At 53.3% G+C, this 19295-nt stretch carries 17 protein-coding genes; 10 read left to right on the top strand and 7 right to left on the bottom strand.

The window, feature by feature from the left end; translation table 11 throughout:
- Window positions 1-4 precede the first annotated feature (4 nt).
- The gene (locus tag KGP21_RS08640; protein WP_218519707.1) at window positions 5-1444 is read right to left on the bottom strand and encodes a GGDEF domain-containing protein; all 1440 of its coding nucleotides are present in this window, start codon (window positions 1442-1444) and stop codon (window positions 5-7) included.
- A gap of 1106 nt (window positions 1445-2550) precedes the next feature.
- Here KGP21_RS08640 and KGP21_RS08635 point away from each other — a divergent pair.
- From KGP21_RS08635 to dcuC, 10 genes are all read left to right on the top strand, one after another.
- Entirely contained in the window at window positions 2551-3219 is a 669-nt protein-coding gene (locus tag KGP21_RS08635) for a DUF3313 domain-containing protein (RefSeq protein WP_094983098.1), read from the top strand.
- A 232-nt stretch (window positions 3220-3451) separates the two neighbouring features.
- Window positions 3452-4153, top strand: coding sequence for a Crp/Fnr family transcriptional regulator (locus KGP21_RS08630; RefSeq protein ID WP_021180018.1), 702 nt, complete (start codon window positions 3452-3454; stop codon window positions 4151-4153).
- A gap of 44 nt (window positions 4154-4197) precedes the next feature.
- Window positions 4198-4950: a nucleoside phosphorylase gene (locus KGP21_RS08625; RefSeq protein ID WP_059200126.1), complete on the top strand. Its 753-nt coding sequence runs from the start codon at window positions 4198-4200 to the stop codon at window positions 4948-4950.
- The gene (gene pnuC / locus KGP21_RS08620; protein WP_223537953.1) at window positions 4950-5693 is read left to right on the top strand and encodes a nicotinamide riboside transporter PnuC; all 744 of its coding nucleotides are present in this window, start codon (window positions 4950-4952) and stop codon (window positions 5691-5693) included. The genes KGP21_RS08625 and pnuC overlap by 1 nt, the downstream gene beginning before the upstream one ends.
- 72 nt (window positions 5694-5765) lie before the next feature.
- The gene (locus KGP21_RS08615) at window positions 5766-5972 is read left to right on the top strand and encodes a hypothetical protein (protein WP_021180021.1); all 207 of its coding nucleotides are present in this window, start codon (window positions 5766-5768) and stop codon (window positions 5970-5972) included.
- A 451-nt stretch (window positions 5973-6423) separates the two neighbouring features.
- Window positions 6424-7470 (top strand): porin, encoded by a 1047-nt coding sequence (locus KGP21_RS08610; RefSeq protein ID WP_223537952.1) that lies wholly within the window; start codon window positions 6424-6426, stop codon window positions 7468-7470.
- Window positions 7471-7492: 22 nt separating this feature from the next.
- Window positions 7493-8398 carry a hypothetical protein gene (locus KGP21_RS08605; RefSeq protein WP_223537951.1) on the top strand — a complete coding sequence of 302 codons (906 nt, stop codon included), beginning with the start codon at window positions 7493-7495 and terminating at the stop codon, window positions 8396-8398.
- Between the two features lie 160 nt (window positions 8399-8558).
- Window positions 8559-9416, top strand: a complete 858-nt coding sequence (locus tag KGP21_RS08600; RefSeq protein ID WP_021805347.1) for a MurR/RpiR family transcriptional regulator — start codon at window positions 8559-8561, stop codon at window positions 9414-9416.
- A 133-nt stretch (window positions 9417-9549) separates the two neighbouring features.
- Window positions 9550-10377 carry an alpha/beta fold hydrolase gene (locus KGP21_RS08595; protein WP_037375148.1) on the top strand — a complete coding sequence of 276 codons (828 nt, stop codon included), beginning with the start codon at window positions 9550-9552 and terminating at the stop codon, window positions 10375-10377.
- Between the two features lie 9 nt (window positions 10378-10386).
- On the top strand, window positions 10387-11757 hold the full coding sequence (dcuC, locus tag KGP21_RS08590; RefSeq protein WP_021805349.1) for a C4-dicarboxylate transporter DcuC: 1371 nt from the start codon (window positions 10387-10389) through the stop codon (window positions 11755-11757).
- 1558 nt (window positions 11758-13315) lie between these two features.
- Here dcuC and mhpE read toward each other — a convergent pair.
- The 6 genes from mhpE to hcaD form a co-directional block, all read right to left on the bottom strand.
- Entirely contained in the window at window positions 13316-14326 is a 1011-nt protein-coding gene (gene mhpE / locus KGP21_RS08585) for a 4-hydroxy-2-oxovalerate aldolase (RefSeq protein WP_223537950.1), read from the bottom strand.
- Complete coding sequence (locus tag KGP21_RS08580; RefSeq protein WP_223537949.1) at window positions 14323-15273, bottom strand: acetaldehyde dehydrogenase (acetylating); 951 nt, start codon at window positions 15271-15273, stop codon at window positions 14323-14325. The genes mhpE and KGP21_RS08580 overlap by 4 nt, the downstream gene beginning before the upstream one ends.
- Entirely contained in the window at window positions 15273-16067 is a 795-nt protein-coding gene (gene mhpD / locus KGP21_RS08575) for a 2-keto-4-pentenoate hydratase (RefSeq protein ID WP_021805352.1), read from the bottom strand. Before mhpD ends, KGP21_RS08580 begins: the two co-directional genes overlap by 1 nt.
- Before the next feature lie 14 nt (window positions 16068-16081).
- Window positions 16082-16951, bottom strand: coding sequence for an alpha/beta fold hydrolase (locus tag KGP21_RS08570; RefSeq protein ID WP_094981128.1), 870 nt, complete (start codon window positions 16949-16951; stop codon window positions 16082-16084).
- A 21-nt stretch (window positions 16952-16972) separates the two neighbouring features.
- Window positions 16973-17917 carry a 3-carboxyethylcatechol 2,3-dioxygenase gene (gene mhpB / locus KGP21_RS08565; protein WP_223501086.1) on the bottom strand — a complete coding sequence of 315 codons (945 nt, stop codon included), beginning with the start codon at window positions 17915-17917 and terminating at the stop codon, window positions 16973-16975.
- A 172-nt stretch (window positions 17918-18089) separates the two neighbouring features.
- On the bottom strand, window positions 18090-19289 hold the full coding sequence (hcaD, locus tag KGP21_RS08560) for a 3-phenylpropionate/cinnamic acid dioxygenase ferredoxin--NAD(+) reductase subunit (RefSeq protein WP_223537947.1): 1200 nt from the start codon (window positions 19287-19289) through the stop codon (window positions 18090-18092).
- Between the last annotated feature and the right edge of the window lie 6 nt (window positions 19290-19295).

Below are 19295 nucleotides of genomic sequence, written 5' to 3'. Positions count from 1 at the left end.
AACGCTATTTGAATATGACATGGTTGAGGCTGTTGCCGCTGACCATGTTAAACGATTCGACGCAGTTACGGCCCTGGGACTTGGCACGATAAAGCGCAATGTCGGCCATATTCATCAGCTGTTCCAGTGATTTATCCTCATTCATTGCCAAACTCGCCACACCCACACTAATCGTGATCCGCAATGGCGCCTTGCCGTTGGGGTTCAGTTCGGCGCTTTCTATCCGCCGGCGCAAATGTTCCCCCAAGGCCACGGCCTGCGTCCCCAGCGCCCGCGGCAGCATAATGGCAAACTCTTCGCCCCCCAGACGGCCAAATAACTGGTCGTGGCGCAGTTCACGCCGCAAAATATGAGCGAATGCCGCCAGGACGTGGTCACCGATGGCATGACCATGGGTATCATTGATCAATTTAAAGTGATCGATATCGATTAACAGCAACGACACCGCCTCTTTCGTACGCTGCTTCTGTTCCAGCATTTCCTTGCCTTTGCGCGTTAAAGCACTACGCGCCAGCGTCCCGGTAAGGAAGTCGTGATTCGCACTGTGTTCCAGCCGGCGCAGCAGTTTACGGCTAACGGCAATCGAGCTGGACAAAATCAGCGGCCCCATCACCAGCATGGCGATGCCCAAACGGGCTGACATCAGGCTGTCCATCACCGCCCCTCGCGCTCCCGGCGTTTCATACAGCATCAGATTGGCAGAAATGCTGACAATCTCCGTCACGCCGGTAAGAAACGTCAGCAAGGTGACGGTAAATAAATGATAACGCACGGCGCACCATAACAGTGCAGGGATGGGGAAGGCTATGGCGCCCGGTCCACCGATATACACGCTAAGCGCCAATGAAAGCAACAACGCCAGCAAAGGCAGGCTGGAGCGCAATTGCCAGCCAAATTGCAGGCTCAGCAATTGTTTTAAGCGTGGGGCGGCAAGCACGACCGGCAGGATTAACAGGTTGGTCGAGAACTGTTCGCTAAACCAGGACATCCAGGCAATGATCAGCGTATTGTTGTATTGACTGTCAGTGCGTAACACCGACAGCGTTGCCGACAGCGCGGCCCCAAGCAGACAGGCAGTAAACATATACAAAATTGCCTGGGGCTTGCCCATACGCCGTTGAGACTTGGGCAGCATCGACATCACGGCATAGCCGGTGGCAATCAGCGCCATATTGCAGGCATTTAGCCAAAGTGCCAATGACCAGTTTTCGCCGGTGCTGAGATCGGCGGCGATCATGCCAAGATAGGTACCTATCCACCCCAACATCGTCGCATAGCCAGGCTTACGCAGCATCAAGCCAAGCAAAATAGCATTCACCGGCCAAAACAGGGAGAGTGACCCTAACGGACGGGTGAAAATACCAAACAAGGAAAGCAGGTAAGCCAATAAAAATACATTGACCAGCAGAACCGTCGCTGGCAAACGCTGTCTTTCTGCGCTCATGAAATAACCTGCGAGGCAATAATAACAACACTGACTATAAGCATGCTTTCTTTCCCCAAAAAAGTCACAACGAACCACAACGCCCATTAAAATGGTCAATTAAATCAATCAAAAACCTTATCTTGTCTTATTAGCTTAATTCGCCGCTGAAAATTTAAAATCCTGTTCGCCAGACTCATCCCTTTAACGAAAGCGGTTGTTAACAGCATAGTCTAAATTGTTAACGCTATTGAAATAACAAACTATGAGAAATTATAAGGGTATAAGGTTAAGACTCTTCTTACTTATGGGTTATTTTCCTGCAACGCCAGCAGAAGCGCAATGAGAAAAGCCCGTAAAGCGCTGCGGGCTGGCTGGAGATCGACAACTTAATTGACAGTTACGGCGCAGGCCCACAGGCCAGTACGGGTAGTGATGGTAAAACAGCAAGCTTAAGCAGACCCTAGGGGGAAAAAAGCCCGGCTAGGAACCGGGCATAAAGTAACGAAATGCAGTGTTAGCCCAAACGGACTAATAACTGGCTTATCATAACCCTCAATTGTGCAGAAAAAGTGGATCACTCTAAGCTCCCCCCCTCTCTTGAACAGCAAGTCACCTCGCTATCTAACCGCTGCCAGCCGGGGTAATACCTTGAGCACACTGGACGCGCAAAAAAATCCCGCACAAGGCGGGATAAAATCAAAGGGATGGTAATACACTACAGGACTAACACAACATCATCGGGCTGGAATAACCTTACCAGCGCGAGTGTATAGAAATGTCATGCTTGGGTAAGGATGATGTGCCAGATGTAACGCCTGATAGAAGGCACTGACAAACCAGTAGTTTTACTCTGACAGGAGATTAAATGTAACCAATGGCAACATGGCTTTTTATGGTGTGTACAGTATACCGATTGCCGCTTTCCGGGGGAATTGCAGGCCTTGCATTACAAATCCTTTGGCGACGCCATTGCGTCAAGGTTTATTAATGAGCTATCCCTGCCGTAATAAAAACCAATCTGTAACAACGCTATTTTTCTGTAAGAGCTCTCCAATATCTTATTTTGCAGGTTAGTGCTATATTTTTTAGGCACAATCCCCCCCCTACTTCACGATGGGAAGTATATGAAAAAAAATCGTTTTGGCGTTATCGCGGCCGCTTTGGCTGCGGGTATGTTGCTGGCGGGATGTACCTCCAAGGTTGCAGAAACTACGCAGTATTCCGGGTTCCTGCAGGACTATAGCAAACTGCAAAAAACGGAAACCGCCAGCGGACATCAGGTTTTACGCTGGGTCGCTCCAGGTTTTAAAGAGTCTAATTATCGTGGCATCTATATTACCCCGTTGGTCTTCTACCCACCGGCAAAACCCACTGCCCGGGTGAGCCAGCAAACGCTGGATCAGATCAGAGAGTACGCCAGCACCTCACTAAGAAATGCCGTTGCACAACGTACAACGCTATTGCCTACCCCATCAGGCTCACGCGTACTGGTCGCCAAAGTTGCCATTACTGCGGTAACGGCTGAAAACGAAGGGGTGCAATTCTATGAAGTTGTGCCAATTGGCGCAGTGATCGCCACCACCATGGCCGCCAGCGGACACAGAACGCAAGACACTGCATTATTCATGGAAATCAAACTGATCGATCAAGATACCGGTAAAACGGTCCTGGCCGTAGTCCGTAAAGGCTTGGGTAAAACGGTCAGTAATGAAAATGCCCCAATCACCTTGGCCGACGTGAAGAAAGCCATTGATGATATGGTGACGGATATTGTGAACTTTCCGAAACTATAATTAGTGCTGCAAAAGAGGGGGAAATAGTTTTCCCCCTCTTTTCCCCAGCTCCCTCTTTCCCATTTAATATGTGAGCACCATCACATTCCCCCATTATCGATAAACAAGCTGGGACAAATGTCCCGAGCAATATTCTAATATCAGAGCCAGCTTCCAGTTTTACGCCCTTTTTGACATTGCCGTCGGACCGGCGTCCTGTCCTTACCTGCCGAGGAACTTTATAGTTAACGCTATGCAGAACGACAAAAAAAACAGTGAATGGTTGAGCGTTGTCGAACTGGTTACCGGTGATGCCATACTTTACGACCTGCTGAAATATTGCCCGTTGGCTATTTTACGCCGTTGGCAGTTGCAGCAAGTCAGGCCAGGTACGCTGATATGTCAACAACATGAAATTTGTCATGAATTTCACCTGATAGCGCAGGGTAATGTGGACGTATTTATTCACGCCGACGATGGGCGTAAATATTTACAGGCACGCTACCACGCCGGAGACATGCTGGGTGAGCTCGAGATCTTTGAGCAACGGCCGTATATCTGCTCGGTAGAAGCGACCAGTGAAGTGACGTTACTGACGCTTTCACGCAGCGATTTTTGCCACTGGCTGACGGTCGACAATTACTTCAACCAGAAAATCATTCAGTCGTTCAGCAGCCAGTACTATCAGCTGTCGAAAAAAGCGGGCGAAGACAGTCTCTATTCATTGCACCAGCGCGTCTGCCATGCGCTGTGGCAAAGCTACCAACACCAGGGGGCCAAAAATGAAGGAGAAATCACCATTAATAAACAACAGCTCAGCGAACAGTTTGCCGTGGCCCCACGCAGTATCAACCGCATCCTGTTTGAACTGCGCGAGCAGCAAATTATTACGGTCAACGGTGAACGGATTGCGGTAATCGATCCAGTCCGGTTACACCAACAGGCCGAGTTTTAATTTTTGGCCTTAGTGCCAACCAGTATAAAACACAGGTAAGTTCCATGACTCAACTACAACCGCATATCCGGCTTAGCCGGCAGATGACACACGCCCATTACGCGCTGTTACCGGGCGATCCACAACGCGTCGAACACGTTGCCCGCTTTCTGGAGCAGGTGGAGGATTTTGGCCAAAATCGTGAATACCGGGCGCTGCGCGGTTGGTTTCGTGGTGTGGAAGTCCTGGTGATTTCCACCGGCATGGGTGGCCCTTCTACCGCCATCGCCGCCGAAGAGCTACATCAGATCGGCGTCGACTGCCTGGTGCGTATTGGCAGCTGCGGCGCGATGCAAAGTTCAATGAAGCTGGGCGATCTGGTGATTGCCAGCGCGGCAGTGCGCGATGAAGGCACCGGCAATGCCTATATCCCCGCAGCCTACCCGGCCAGTGCCGACTGCGGCCTGGTTTATCTGCTGCGCCAACAGGCACAAAAACTGGGATACAGTACGCACTGTGGCTATGTGCGTAGCCATGACAGTTTCTACACCGACCGCGAACAGGAGATCACCGATTTTTGGTCGGCCAAAGGTATTCTCGCCGCCGATATGGAAACCGCCCCGCTGATGGTCGTTGGCGCACTGCGTAATATGCGCATTGCCTCTATCCTGAACGTGGTGGTGGAACACCAGGGCTGCCTGGAACAGAGCATCAACGACTATCAACAGCAGGAGCATTCCTGCCAACGTGGCGAGGAACGCGAAATTGTGCTCGCGCTCGAAACGCTGTATCAGGATCATCTTGAGAGGACGCAATAATGGATTTTTTCAGCATCAATAACGTCATGGTCACCATTCCTCTGGGCGAAGGTGGCTATGCGCTGTCATGGATCGAAGCCATAGGTACGGTGTTTGGCCTGCTGTGCATCTGGTTTGCCAGCAAAGAGAAGATTATCAACTACCTGTTTGGTTTGATTAACGTCACGCTGTTTGCCGCTATCTTCTTCCAGATCCAGCTATACGCCAGCTTGCTGTTACAGGTGTTTTTCTTCGCCGCCAACCTGTACGGCTGGTATGCCTGGAGCCGTCAGAACGAAAATAATGAAGCCGCGCTGAAAATCCGCTGGTTGCCACGGCAAAAGGCTCTCACGCTGCTGGTGGTTTGCGTGGTGGCCATCGGCCTGATGTCGCTGTTTATCGATCCGGTATTCACCGTGCTGACGCGCATTGCCATCGGCATTATGCAGGGAATGGGGCTTTCGGTGGTGATGCCTGAACTGCAACCAGACGCCTTCCCACTGTGGGATTCCACCATGCTGGTGCTGTCGATCGCCGCCATGGTGCTGATGACGCGCAAATACGTCGAGAACTGGCTGCTGTGGGTGCTGATTGACGTGATCAGCGTAGTGATTTACGCCATCCAGGGGGTTTATGCCATGTCGTTGGAGTATATTTTACTGACGGTGATTGCGCTGATGGGGTCGTTTGCCTGGATCAACAGTGCGCGCCAACATGGCTCAAAGCCGTTGCAACAAGAGACAGCACTCAAGGCAATGCCTTGAAAATGGGGGGTATCCCCCCCATGTAACCTGTGTTGTCTGCCATTTCGGTAGGTCTAGCGAAAGGAAATGAACATGTTAGAGAATTATTTTGGCTCTGGGATCGCTCCAACGGAAGAGCAAAAACGCAGATTACTGGCGGTGCAGGCAGCACTGGAACTGTTGAAGGCAACGCTGTCTGACACCAATGACGGCAACGGTGTCGAATACCAGCTGAAAACGGCAGAAAAGCACGTCAGCTCTCTGGCAGATGCCATCCAGGCAGCCGTAGAGAAGAAGTAACGTCCTTGCCTTGCCGAAACCCCTGCACAATCCACGTTGTGCGGGGGTTTTTATTGTCTGCTCCCCTCAAAAAACTGCTTACCTCCCCCCGATGTCTTTATCCGCAATTCATATTTGTGCCAGCACTCACATATTTAACCAGGGAATTTTTGATTCCCATTCACAACCGTTCCCCTCTTCCTATAGTGTGAAAATCAATCACCAAGAGGGCGATAACTAAAAAATCAAACCTGGACTTTCTTATCAGCATTAAATCATGTGCGGCGTAGGTTGCTTATTGGTTCGCTATTATCTGTTTATTGTTAAATAACTTAAATTAATTACCTCAAGCACAAATCGTTAGAACGTTTAATGCTTCCAGTTCAGCTCATTATTTTTAAGTGAGTCGCTTTAGTTCGCCTCATATTAATAAAAAAAAGAAAAATGACTTACCTTACACAGGATCATAATAATGAAAACAATACCTCTGGCATTACTCCTTCCTGCCCTGCTAGCCACCAGCGCCGCCGAGGCAGTGACGGTCTATAACAGTAAAGGAACACAACTCGATATTTATGGCCGTATCGAGGCACAAACCGGCAATGAATGGACAGATGAACACACTAATGCCACCAACCTGACCGGCCGTCTTGGCTTTGAAGCCAAACAAAAGCTCGATGAGCAATTCGGCCTGTTTGGCAAGTTGGAATGGCAGGTTAACACTCAGAAGAACGATACCGAGGTCGCCGAAGATAACTGGGATATTCGTTATGGCTATATCGGGATTGACGGTAAGGATCTCGGGAAACTGATGGTTGGCCGTACGCGCAACCCGATGTACCAGTGGATGGGCATCACCGATCGTTACATGAACTACACGGCTAACGTTTACTCCAACTGGGTCGGCACGCGTATCGACTCCTCCTATCAATGGAACCGTCAGGACGGCACATTACAATATGAATATACCTATGCCGGGCTGGACGTTCGCACCGCCTACGTGATGGGTAACGGTGCAAGCGACAGCACCGTTGACGATGGTTATATGGCCAGCCTCGGCTACGCTTTTGAATTTCCGGTGATGGGTACGCCACTAAAAATCAAACCGGTGATTGCCTGGCAGAAAATGACCAAAGACCCCAAAAATACCAGCCTAAGCGGCAACTACACCGATTACAATCAGAAAGGGATTGGCATACGCCTCAGTTACGACAAGGCTTATCTTGGTATCAACGTTGGTCGACAAACCTACGAGCAAACCGGCAAGCCAGACAAAGATTATGATGCCTTCGACTCGCTGGCCGAATACTGGTTTACCAGCAAAGTCGCGCTACGTGGTGGCTACTCGCAGTTGATCGAGTCTGAAAATGATTATGCCCACCGCAAACAGTGGATCTCTGAACTGGAATATCGCCTGAAAAAAGATGTACATCTTTCCGCCACCTACATTTATGACGATCGGCAAAGCTACGATTCGGCAGAAAACCTGTGGGTACTTGGGTTACGTTACGAATTTTAATCACTGCGCAAGGATGGAAAACATGAACAATTTTCTCAGTTTATTCGCCGTGTTAGCGTTGAGCGCCAGCGTCAGCCACGCAGCCGCGCTGCCAAAAGAGAGCGGTAGTTTCGATTTTACCGTGCCACAAACCGGCAAGAAGATGGAGGTCTTCAGCTACCAGCCTCCCGGTGCCAATGCCAACACTCCGGTGGTATTTGTCCTGACCGGGCTGAACCGTAACGCCGATGAGTACCGCGACTCATGGGTAGAAAATGCCAAGAAAAACAAACTTATCGTCATCGCCCCGCTGTTCTCCGAAGCCGATTATCCCGGTAACGACGGCTATAACCTGGGGAATATCGAGAATGCCAAAACCCACCAGGTCAACCCTAAAGGAGAATGGGCTTTCACGGTCATTGACGATCTGTTTGCCGATATGCAAAAACAGGGGATCACCAAACAGCAAGACTATTATTTATTTGGTAACAGCGCTGGCTGCCAGTTTGTTCACCGGATGCTGACCTTTGTCCCTGAGGCGAATGTCAAAGCCGCCATTTGTGCGGCAGCCGGATGGTGGACCATGCCAGATGTGGAAAACCCCTGGCCCTATGGCCTGGACAATGCGCCGGTGAAAGTGACGCAAAAACAGCTGGCCGACTACTTTGCCAAACCCGTGCTGATCACCGTCGGTGAAAAAGATAACGATCCGTATCACCCTTTGCTGCGCCGCTCTTATGAAGCCATGGCACAGGGGGATAGCCGGTTAACCCGTGCACAAAGCTATTTCCTGACGGCGCAGCAGAAAGCCAAACGCTATAAGGTCGACTTCAACTGGCGCTTTACGACCTTGCCCGACGTTGGGCATAGCGGCTCGAAGATGTCTGCCTATGGCGCAGAGCAATTTGTCTGGTTTGAACAGCATGGCGAGTTCAAGGTACAACCGTAACTTGAGGAGAACGCGCTACTGCCAAAGCAAGCGGTAGCGCGGGTCAGAAGGGAATGAGAGATGACACACACTTCTGACAAGGGAATTTTTGATTCCCCTTTTTTCTCCCTTGGGTTTTGTTATTAATGAAGGAAGAAATGGCGTAGAGGGGAAAACTGACATGAACAGAGCGGAATTCACTCAACGTATTGCCAGCATTGATAATCTGACCGAAACGGATCGGCGTATCATCGACTATTTTGACAAACACTTTGAGTCCATCCCCTACAGCAAAGTGATCGATGTTTGCCATGAGATCAACATCGCCAAGTCAACCTTGGGGCGATTTATGATGAAGCTCGGCTTCACCGGCTTTCGTGACTTCAAAGAGTCCACCATCGAGCCAGAGCAGCGCAGAAACATCTCCCCCATAGAACGCTTCGACAACAGCAAAAACAGAAAAAACGGCATCGAATTCATAGAAAAACACTGCGGCGAGATCACCGATAATATCAACAATACGTTGAAAAACATCAATCGCCAGCATTTGGAGAAAACCATCGCGCTGATTTGCGATCCGGAAAAAAGGCTGTATGTGATTGGCAGCGCAACGGCACATGCCTTGGCCGAGTATTTTTATCTGCTTGGCCGCTATATCAAAAAAGACATTGTGCTACTGGATGCCAATATTGCCAATTTACCGCATAAGCTAATCGACTCGAGAAAAGGCGATGTGCTACTGGCGATTTCTTATTATCGTTTTTCCAGCGTGACGACAAGGCTGATAAAATGGTTTTATCAACATCGTGGCGATACCATCGTTATCACCGATAATGCCGTCAATCCGTTCAGCCACTTCGCCACGGCGATGTTGCTGATGGAGAGCCAGCATAGCGGGCTGTTCAGCAGCCGCAGCGCGGGCTTCGTATTAATCGAGGCGCTGGTCAATTATATGGGCGAAGTGAAAAGCAACGAATTAAACGAGAACTTCAACGTCATGGAGTCGTTATTCGAGGCATTTAACGTTTTCAATAAATAACACCAACACCAGGCAGTATTAATATTCACCAACCATCTTTATAGCCCTGTTGCTTCAGGGCTAAGCATTGACTTACCAGAATGCCATGTAGCAATCCATCTCTGGCGTTTATTTAATGAAAAGAGGCTTTATCATGAGCAGTGAAAACAGCGCAATCCCTGTTTGCCCTGAGCAGCAAATTCTACGTACCTCACAGGGGAATTTATCTTTCCGCGCCTGCGGTGAGGGCGAAACCCTGATCTTTTTACACGGTATTCTGGGCAGCTCAAAAGCCTGGCCATTCCAGTATGCCGCCTTTTCTCCCCACTACCGCGTCATGGCTTGGGATGCACCGGGATATGCCGACTCCGCGCTGGTTCCGGCCGAGATCGACGCTTTTGTGCAGATGCTGCATGAGTGGGTGCAATACTGCGGGGCAGAGAAAGTCTCCCTCGTCGGGCATTCAATGGGCGGCACCGTTGCCAGCCGCTACGCCGCACGCTATCCAGAGCGGGTAAAAAACCTGGTGTTGTCCTGCACCCATCCCGGCTATGGCGCGCCAGAGTCGGCCCCAAGTTCGGAAAAGCTGGAAAAACGGCTGAAAGAGCTCGCCGAAATCGGCCGCGAAGCCTACGGCAGAAACCGCGCCCGAGATCTGCTTCCCTTCCCAGATGTGCCCACAGCGGTGCTGGACTATGCGGCAGACATTGCGGCAGGCACCAATCTGGAAGGCCTGAGGCGTGCCACTCGCATGTTGCAACTCGCCGACAACCGCCCGCTACTGCCCCAGCTCAAGATGCCAACGCTGATCCTCACCGGTGAAAAAGACGCCGTGGTGCAACCACAGCTCAAAGCCGATCTGCTGGCGCTGGTGCCTTATACCCAACATATCGAGATGCCCGGTATGGGCCATGCGCCTTATTTCCAGGCTCCGGATTATTACAACACGCTATTGCATGAGTTTTTTGCCAAACACTCATAAGGGGAAATGATGACTGGATTTATCATCGGGATGATCGTTACCGTATTGGCGGCCTGGTTTATTATCAAAAACTACCAGCCGCAAACCGTGTTACTGCTGGCGGGGCTGAGCCTGCTGCTGATCACGGCGGTGTTCTTTCCCGAGCAATCGATATTGTACGGCAAGGCCAAATCCATCGGCTGGGTTGGCGGGGATATTTTCGCGTTCGTGAAAGAGTCTTTGACCACCCAGGTGGCGGGCATCGGTTTGATCATTATGGCGGCGGGCGGTTTTGCCGACTATATGGATCACATCAAAGCGTCGAACTCGATGGTAAATCTGTGCATCAAACCCTTGCAGATGATCAAGGCTCCTTACCTGATCCTGGCGATCGGCTACATCTTATCCCAGTTGCTGCACGTGGCGATTTCCAGCGCGGCCGGTCTTGCGATGCTGCTGTTGGTCACCTTCTTCCCGGTGTTGGTGCGGCTTGGAGTCAGTAAAGCCGCCGCCGCCTCGATGATCGGCATGTCGGCGTTTATGGATCTCGGCCCGGCGGTGGGCACCGCCAACCTGGCAGCCAAACATGCCGGTATGGAAACCGCCGTCTACTTTGCTCACTACCAACTGCCGGTCGCCACCGGCGTGATGCTGGCGGTAGCGGTACTGATCTTCTTCACCGCACGCTACTTTGACGCCAAAGACGGGCATATCGTCACCCAACAACAGGTGGAACAGCCAACCAGCGAAGACACAGCCAAGGTACCGGCATTCTACGCTTTCCTGCCGGTGTTCCCGGTGATACTGGTGATCGTCTTCAGCCCACTGGTGATCAGCAGCATCAAGATTGACGTGGTGACAGCGATGATTATCGGCACCCTGTTGGCATTTTTCTGCGAGTTGCTGGTACGGAGAGATTTCAAAACCGCCTGCAAAGGCATCCAGGTGTTCTTCAAAGGCATGGGCACCATGTTTACCAGCATCGTTTCCCTGCTGGTGTGTGCCGACGTTTTCGCCCAGGGCTTACAGATCATCGGGGCCGTTGACTTCATTATTCACACCGTTCAGGCCGCGGGCTTTGGCTTTGGCAATATGACGATCGTGATGGCCCTGCTGGTCTGCGTGACCGCGGCGCTGACCGGCTCCGGCGTGGCGGCGTTCTTCTCCTTCTCTGGGCTGGCTCCAGGCATTGCCGCCAAGTTTGGCGAAAGCGCCGTCAGCATGATCCTGCCAATGCAACTGATGGCCGGTATGGGAAGATCGATTTCCCCGGTGGCAGGGGTGATCATTGCCGTCAGCAAGGCCGGTGAATGCTCGCCGTTTATGATTGTCCGCCGTACGCTGATCCCCGCTGTAGGCGGGATGATCACCATGCTGGTGCTAAACGGCATCCTGAATTAACACCCTATTAAAACTCGGGGCAGGGAAATCTCTGCCCTATCATCAAATCCTCGCCAACTGTCCATTTCCTGACCATAAACCTGGTCTTTTCTGAAATGTTTCACCGCCTCTATATCGCCTGGTTTTCCCTCTGTACACTGCCTGAAATTACCCCTCACCCCAACCCTCTCCCACAGGGAGAGGGAGCTGTCTGGAGTCTGCGGTTAGCCCGCACAGCTTCGGAAAATTGGGTGTAAGAACAAGAAAGGCAAGGTATTACGCAAGGCAATCAACGAACTCGATCGGTCCCCTCGCCCTTTGGGAGAGGGAGCTGTCTGGAGTCTGCGCTTAGCCCGCACAGCTTCGGAAAGTTGGGAGTAAGAACAAGAAAGGCAAGGTATTACGTCAAGCAATCAACGAACTCGATCGGTCCCCTCGCCCTTTGGGGGAGGGAGCTGTAAGGAGTCTGCTGTTAGCCCGCGCAGCTTCGGAAAGTTGGGTGTAAGAACAAGAAAGGCAAGGTATTACGTCAAACAATCAACGAACTCGATCGGTCCCCTCGCCCTTTGGGAGAGGGAGCTGTCTGGAGTCTGCGGTTAGCCCGCGCAGCTTCGGAAAGTTGGGTGTAAGAACAAGAAAGGCAAGGTATTACGCAAGGCAATCAACGAACTCGATCGGTCCCCTCGCCCTTTGGGAGAGGGAGCTGTCTGGAGTCTGCGGTTAGCCCGCGCAGCTTCGGAAAATTGGGTGTAAGAACAAGAAAGGCAAGGTATTACGCAAGGCAATCAACGAACTCGATCGGTCCCCTCGCCCTTTGGGAGAGGGAGCTGTCTGGAGTCTGCGGTTAGCCCGCGCAGCTTCGGAAAATTGGGTGTAAGAACAAGAAAGGCAAGGTATTACGCAAGGCAATCAACGAACTCGATCGGTCCCCTCGCCCTTTGGGAGAGGGAGCTGTCTGGAGTCTGCGGTTAGCCCGCGCAGCTTCGGAAAATTGGGTGTAAGAACAAGAAAGGCAAGGTATTACGTCAAACAATCAACGAACTCGATCGGTCCCCTCGCCCTTTGGGAGAGGGAGCTGTCTGGAGTCTGCGGTTAGCCCGCGCAGCTTCGGAAAGTTGGGTGTAAGAACAAGAAAGGCAAGGTATTACGTCAAGCAATCAACGAACTCGATCGGTCCCCTCGCCCTTTGGGAGAGGGAGCTGTCTGGAGTCTGCGGTTAGCCCGCGCAGCTTCGGAAAGTTGGGTGTAAGAACAAGAAAGGCAAGGCATTACGCAAGGCAATCAACGAACTCGATCGGTCCCCTCGCCCTTTGGGAGAGGGTTAGGGTGAGGGGAACCAAAAACACCAAACCAAAACGTCGAATTTATTAACAAGGAGTGTTGATATCATGTTCTCAAAGATCATGTTTATTCTGTTTGCCGCCACCGTGGTATTGGTGTTGATTAACTGGGAACGCCTGTGGGACTATATCCGCCCAATGGTGTAATTCAGCATAACCCTGCCCCTGCAAAAAAGGGGCAGGTAATTCACTGAGCGCTAACGATGGTACAGTCCCATTGCTGGTTTACCTCGCTCTGATTAGCGGGAACGCAGATCTAGCGCCACGTCGACGATCATATCTTCCTGGCCGCCCACCATGCGGCGTTTACCCAGCTCGACCAGAATATCCACCGTGTTGATACCGTATTTCACCGCGGCCACTTCACAGTGGCGCAGGAAACTGGAGTAAACTCCGGCGTAGCCCAGCGCCAACGTTTCACGATCGACACGAACGGGCCGATCCTGCAATGGGCGCACCAGATCGTCAGCCGCATCCATCAAGGCATACAGATCCGTGCCATGGTGCCAGCCAAGTTTATCCGCCGCCGCAATAAACACCTCAAGCGGCGCGTTACCGGCTCCTGCCCCCATCCCTGCCAAGCTGGCATCCACGCGATCGCACCCTTCTTCCACCGCCACCATCGAGTTGGCGACCCCAAGGCTGAGGTTATGGTGCGCATGGATACCGGTATGCGTTTCTGGTTGCAACACCGCTTTCAAGGCTCGGAAACGGGCACGGATATCGTTCATATTCATCGCGCCGCCAGAATCCACCACGTAGATGCAGGTTGCCCCGTAGCTTTCCATCAGCTTGGCCTGGCTGGCCAGATTTTCCGGCGTCGTCATATGGCTCATCATCAGGAAACCCACGGTATCCATGCCCAGCTCACGGGCATAGGCGATATGCTGTTTGGAGACATCGGCTTCGGTACAGTGAGTGGCGACACGCACTACCCGCGCCCCGGCGTTATAGGCATCCTTCAAATCGTGAATGGTGCCAATGCCCGGCAGCAGCAAGGTGGCGATTTTAGCGTGGGTGGTGACGTCTGCCGCCGCCGCAATCCATTCCAGATCGGTATGTGCGCCAAAGCCGTAGTTGAAGCTGGAGCCCCGCAGACCATCGCCATGCGCCACTTCAATCGAATCCACCTTCGCCGCATCCAGCGCCCTGGCAATGTCCTGCACATTTTGCAGCGTATATTGGTGACGGATCGCGTGCATCCCGTCGCGCAGGGTCACATCCGAGATAGTGATTTTTTTCTCGTTCATAGCCGTTCTCCAGCAACGTGTGCCATGGCCTGAGCCATTCGCTCGGCGGTCGCCAGCGCAGCGGAAGTCATGATATCAAGGTTGCCTGCATAGGCAGGTAAGTAGTGCGCCGCGCCTTCAACCTCCAGAAACACCGAGGTTTTCAGGCCAGAAAAACGGCCAATCCCCGGTAAGTTAAGCGGTGCATCGGCAGGGATGACATCAAACTGCACTTGCTGCTTCAGCCGATACCCCGGCACATAGGCCTGCACGGCCGCCGCCATTTCGTTGATTGAAGCTTCAACCTTGGCCTGATCGACGGCTTCACTCAACACATAGACGGTATCGCGCATCATTAAGGACGGTTCCGCCGGGTTCAACACGATAATCGCTTTGCCCCTCTCTGCCCCGCCAACCACCTCGATGGCCTTGCTGGTGGTTTCGGTAAACTCATCGATATTGGCGCGGGTGCCCGGCCCGGCAGACTTACTGGCAATGGAGGCGATAATTTCGGCGTAATGAACTCTGGCCACCCGAGCTACCGCAGCCACCATAGGGATGGTCGCTTGACCGCCGCAGGTCACCATATTGACGTTGACCTGGCTGAGATTTTGCTCCAGGTTCACTACCGGCACGCAATAGGGGCCAATCGCCGCAGGTGTCAGATCGATCAGCCGGATCCCCGGTTTGGCCGCCCGCAAAATGGCATCATTTTTGACATGAGCACTCGCGCTGGTGGCATCAAAGACAAAATCAATGTCGGCAAATTCCGGCATCAGGATCAGCCCGTTAACGCCGGTATGACAGGTTGCGACCCCCATCCGGCGAGCACGAGCCAGGCCGTCGGATTCAGGATCGATCCCCACCATCGCCCCCATCTCCAGATGCTTGGCGTTACGCAGGATTTTAATCATCAAATCGGTACCGATATTACCGGAACCGATGATCGCCACTTTTCTCTTGCTCATCATTGGCTGTCCTCATAGAAGTGGGCAGAAACCGTGCCGACGCCTTCAATTGTTGCCGTAAAACTGTCACCTGCTTGCACCGGCACCATCGGGCCCAGTGCTCCAGTCAGCACAACATCACCCGCTCGTAACGGCGTGCCGAGGCTGGCCATTTTGCGTGCCAACCAGACGGCAGCATTAATCGGATGCCCAAGACATTCACTTCCACGCCCGCTAGACACCACCTCGTGATTGCGCGTCATGCTCATGCCGCAATGTTGCAGATCCACCTCATCGATGCGACGCACCGGGCCACCCAGCACATACACGCCACAGGAAGCGTTATCCGCCACGGTATCGACAAACGCGATCGACCAGTCCTTGATGCGGCTGCCCACCACTTCCAGCGCTGGCAATACCCACTCCACTGCGCTACATAACTCATCGAACGTGGTATCGGCATGCGGTAAATCACGATCCAGCACCAACGCAATCTCCGCTTCGATACGGGGCTGCATCACCCGCGAAAATGGAATGTCCTGGTTGGTGCCGTAGCACATGTCGGCAAACAGGGTGCCGAAATCCGGCTGGTCAACTCCCAGCTGTTGCTGAACCTTGGGATGGGTGAGCCCTACTTTGCGCCCCACCACTCGGCGGCCAGCAGCCTGCCAATGCTGTACGTTCAACTGCTGGATGGCATAGGCCGCCTCGCCGTTGTCGAGGCCTAGGCGATCGCGCAAGGGCTCAATCACCTTGCCGCTGAACTCGGACTGCCGTAGCGCCGCAGCCAATTGCTCCAAATTGTCATCACTCATCATTCGCTCCCTGATTAATGCTTGAGAAAATCCACGACCATGCGGTTAAAGCTGTCGGCATGTTCCCATTGCGCCCAATGCCCACAGTTGCTGAACACATGCAGTTGTGACCCGGCAATGCCTGCCAGCAGGCGCAGCCCGGTATCCATCGGCACAAAACGATCGTTACGCCCCCAGACGATCAGCGTCTGGGCTTTGATTTCACCCAGGCGCGGGCTAAAATCCGGGAACTGCTTCGGATTGACCGACAGGCTCTTGACGAAGTTCTCCAGGTGGTCACGGTGCGCCAGAATATTGTCGAGGCGGGTTTTGAACAGCGCTTCAGTCAGATCGCTGGGATCGTAAACAAAAATGTTCATCATTTTGCGCAGGTTCTCGATGTTTGGCTCACGGTAGAGCCCCTGCAGCAGCTTGATCCCTTCCGTTGGCATCGGCACAAACGGGCTAGCACCACCGGTACCGCCCCCCATCAACACCAGTTTGCCAACGCGCTCAGGCCAGGTCAGGGTAAACGCCACGGCGCTGTGGCCGCCCATCGAGTTCCCCAGCAGATGTACCTGCTCCAGATCCAGCGCGTCCACCAGCCCTTTCAAAATGCGGGCATTGAGGTCCGAACGGGAACCGGTACTGACGATCGAATCGCTCTTGCTCCAGCCAGGGAAATCCAGCAGGATCACGCGATAACCCGCCGTTACCAGCGGTTGAATATTACGGCTGAAGTTCGCCCAGCCGCTGGCTCCGGGGCCGGAACCGTGCAGCATGACCACGGTTTGTGCACCGCTGCCACAGTCGTTGTAATGGATACGCAGGCTGGCTTCACCCTCTTGGATTTGCACGAAGCGGCTGGTATTTTCTTCAGTAAGGTCAAAAGATTGCGATGTCATGATGGTGCTCCTTTATCGTTATTATTTCCGCGGTGCGGCGCTGATTGAGCCGAACCCGGCGATCCACTCGGGAAGCTCGCGGTAATAGCGCCCCTCGGTCTGATAAGGACCAAATGCCGATAGTGCAGCAAAGGCGGCCATCCAGGCTTTAACCTCATGGGTTGAGCGGCCAGCGATCGCCGACAGTTCGTCATTGCCCAGCCCATCCAGTTCCGCCAACTGTCCGCCGGAAAGAATGTCCATAAACTGGTTGTCCCAGACCGGGTTGAGAGGATGTAAGGTGCTCTGATCCTGCACAAAAGCACGGGCAGCAGAGATAACGCGGTGCTGGCGTAATTGGCGCTCGTCTGCCGGTAATTGGCGGCCACTGCCCAACAGGCGGTCACGCATATGAGCGTCAGCCTCGGCCAACTGAGGTACCGGCGGCTGGTGCGAAAGCCCACCAGAGCCCAGGATCAATACTCGTTTATCCAGGCCACGGGCAAAACGCCCGATAGCTTCACCCAGCAGGCGCGTTCGCTTGAAGCCAGGCAAGGGTGGCGCAACCCCATTGATAAATACCGGCAGCACCGGGCAGTTCGCCAGGCCACCGAGCAAATACTCCAGCGGCTGGGCAAAACCATGATCCACCTGCATGCAGTAGGAAACCGCAACGTCGACCCCCGCATCCAACACCGATTGAGCGCAGGCCTCGGCCAGCTTCGCAGGCACCGGCAGCTCGCCAGCGGCACTGCTGAAGTCACCTATCGCCGTAGCGGCCATACCAATGCAGAACGGCGGCATGATGTCGTAGAAAAAGCCGTTGTAATGATCTGGCGCGAACAGGATCACCAGTTCAGGATCAAATGCCTGGATCCGCTGCCGTGCGTCGGCAATAGTTTTTTCCACTTCGGCCAGCACCGCTGGGGCCGGATCAACGTAGCCCACTAACGGGGAATGAGAGAGACAATGAAGATAAGCGTTCATATCAAGCCACCTTGTTTTTAATCATTAGCGTGTTTAGCGCGGAACGGCTATTCCAGACGGTCCAGGTTCCGGGCGTGAAAGCCCCCCCTCACCTGCTCGCGACACCAGATCAACTCCCTCTCCTGCGTAAGAGAGTGGGGTGAGGAGGGGAAACCGGTTAGCCATGACAGGGCTAAATCAAGCTCTTTAGTGCAACCTGTGGATCAACCAATAGCCTTTCATCTATCTGGCTACCTTGCTGGATCAGCCTGCGAAGATGGCGCATTTCCCGCCCCTGGTTCAGCGTGATGGCCCCCACCAGCCGACCCTCTTGCAACCCAAACCAGATGGCGCTGTGCGCCTCAACGCTGCCGCGCACCAACCAATATTCGCTCTGCATGGCCCCGATAAACTGAATATTGCTGTCGAACTGATCGGTCCAGAACCACACCGGCACCGTGGGCGGTAACGGCTGCTCCAACATGGCACAGGCCGCCACCAGTGCCTGCTGGTTGGCGTTATCCCAGGTCTCCAGGCGGACAAGTTGCTCACCCTGACGGCGTAAGGTGACATCTCCAGCCGCATAAATATTGGCAACCGAAGTACGGCAATGGTCGTCGACAATGATGCCGTTGGCAGTCGCTAACCCTGCCTGGATAGCCAGACGATCGTTGGCTTCAATGCCGATGCCATAAATCACCGCGTCACCCATCAGCCGTTCACCGTCCTGCAACGTCAGCACTACGTTTCCCTGTTCCAGAGCGGCGTGCTCAATCTGGGTATTAAGGCAAAGACGCACCTGATGCTGTTGATGCAGGCTCATCAGATAATCGCGCACCGGCGGTGGAGCATTGCGCCCCATCACCATCGCCGCCTGCTCAATCACCGTCACCTCACAGCCACTCTGCTTCGCACTGGCTGCCAACTCGAGGCCAATGGTGCCGGCACCGACAATCAGGATCCGTTGGTTGGCAGTTAGTGCTTCACGTAACCGCCTGGCATCTGCCGCAGTACGCAAGGTATGCGATTTATCACCCAACGCATCCAGCGATATGAGCCGTCGAGCCTTGGCCCCAGTCGCCAACAGCAACCGGTCCCACTCCAGTTCTTCACCATCAGCCAGTAGCACCGTGTGCTGTAAGGTATCGACCGCGACAACCTGCGTATTGCGGCGCAGGACAATGGCATTCTCCTCATAGAAGGAAGCAGGCAGAATGTCTTGCAACTGCGGGGTGGGCGACAGCAACATGGCTTTCGACAAAGGGGGACGTTCGTACGGAATTTCCGGCTCTTCGCCGATCAGGGTGATGCCACCGGTAAACCGTTGTGCGCGTAGGGCTGCGGCCGCCATAGCTCCGGCCTGACCACCGCCGATAATCACTATCTGTTTCATGTTGGC

Origin of the sequence: Serratia sp. JSRIV004 (assembly GCF_019968705.1) — a bacterium.
Lineage (GTDB): Bacteria > Pseudomonadota > Gammaproteobacteria > Enterobacterales > Enterobacteriaceae > Chania > Chania fonticola_B.
The sequence above is the reverse complement of the archived record's forward strand: the minus strand, read 5'-3'. Positions and strand labels throughout refer to the sequence as shown.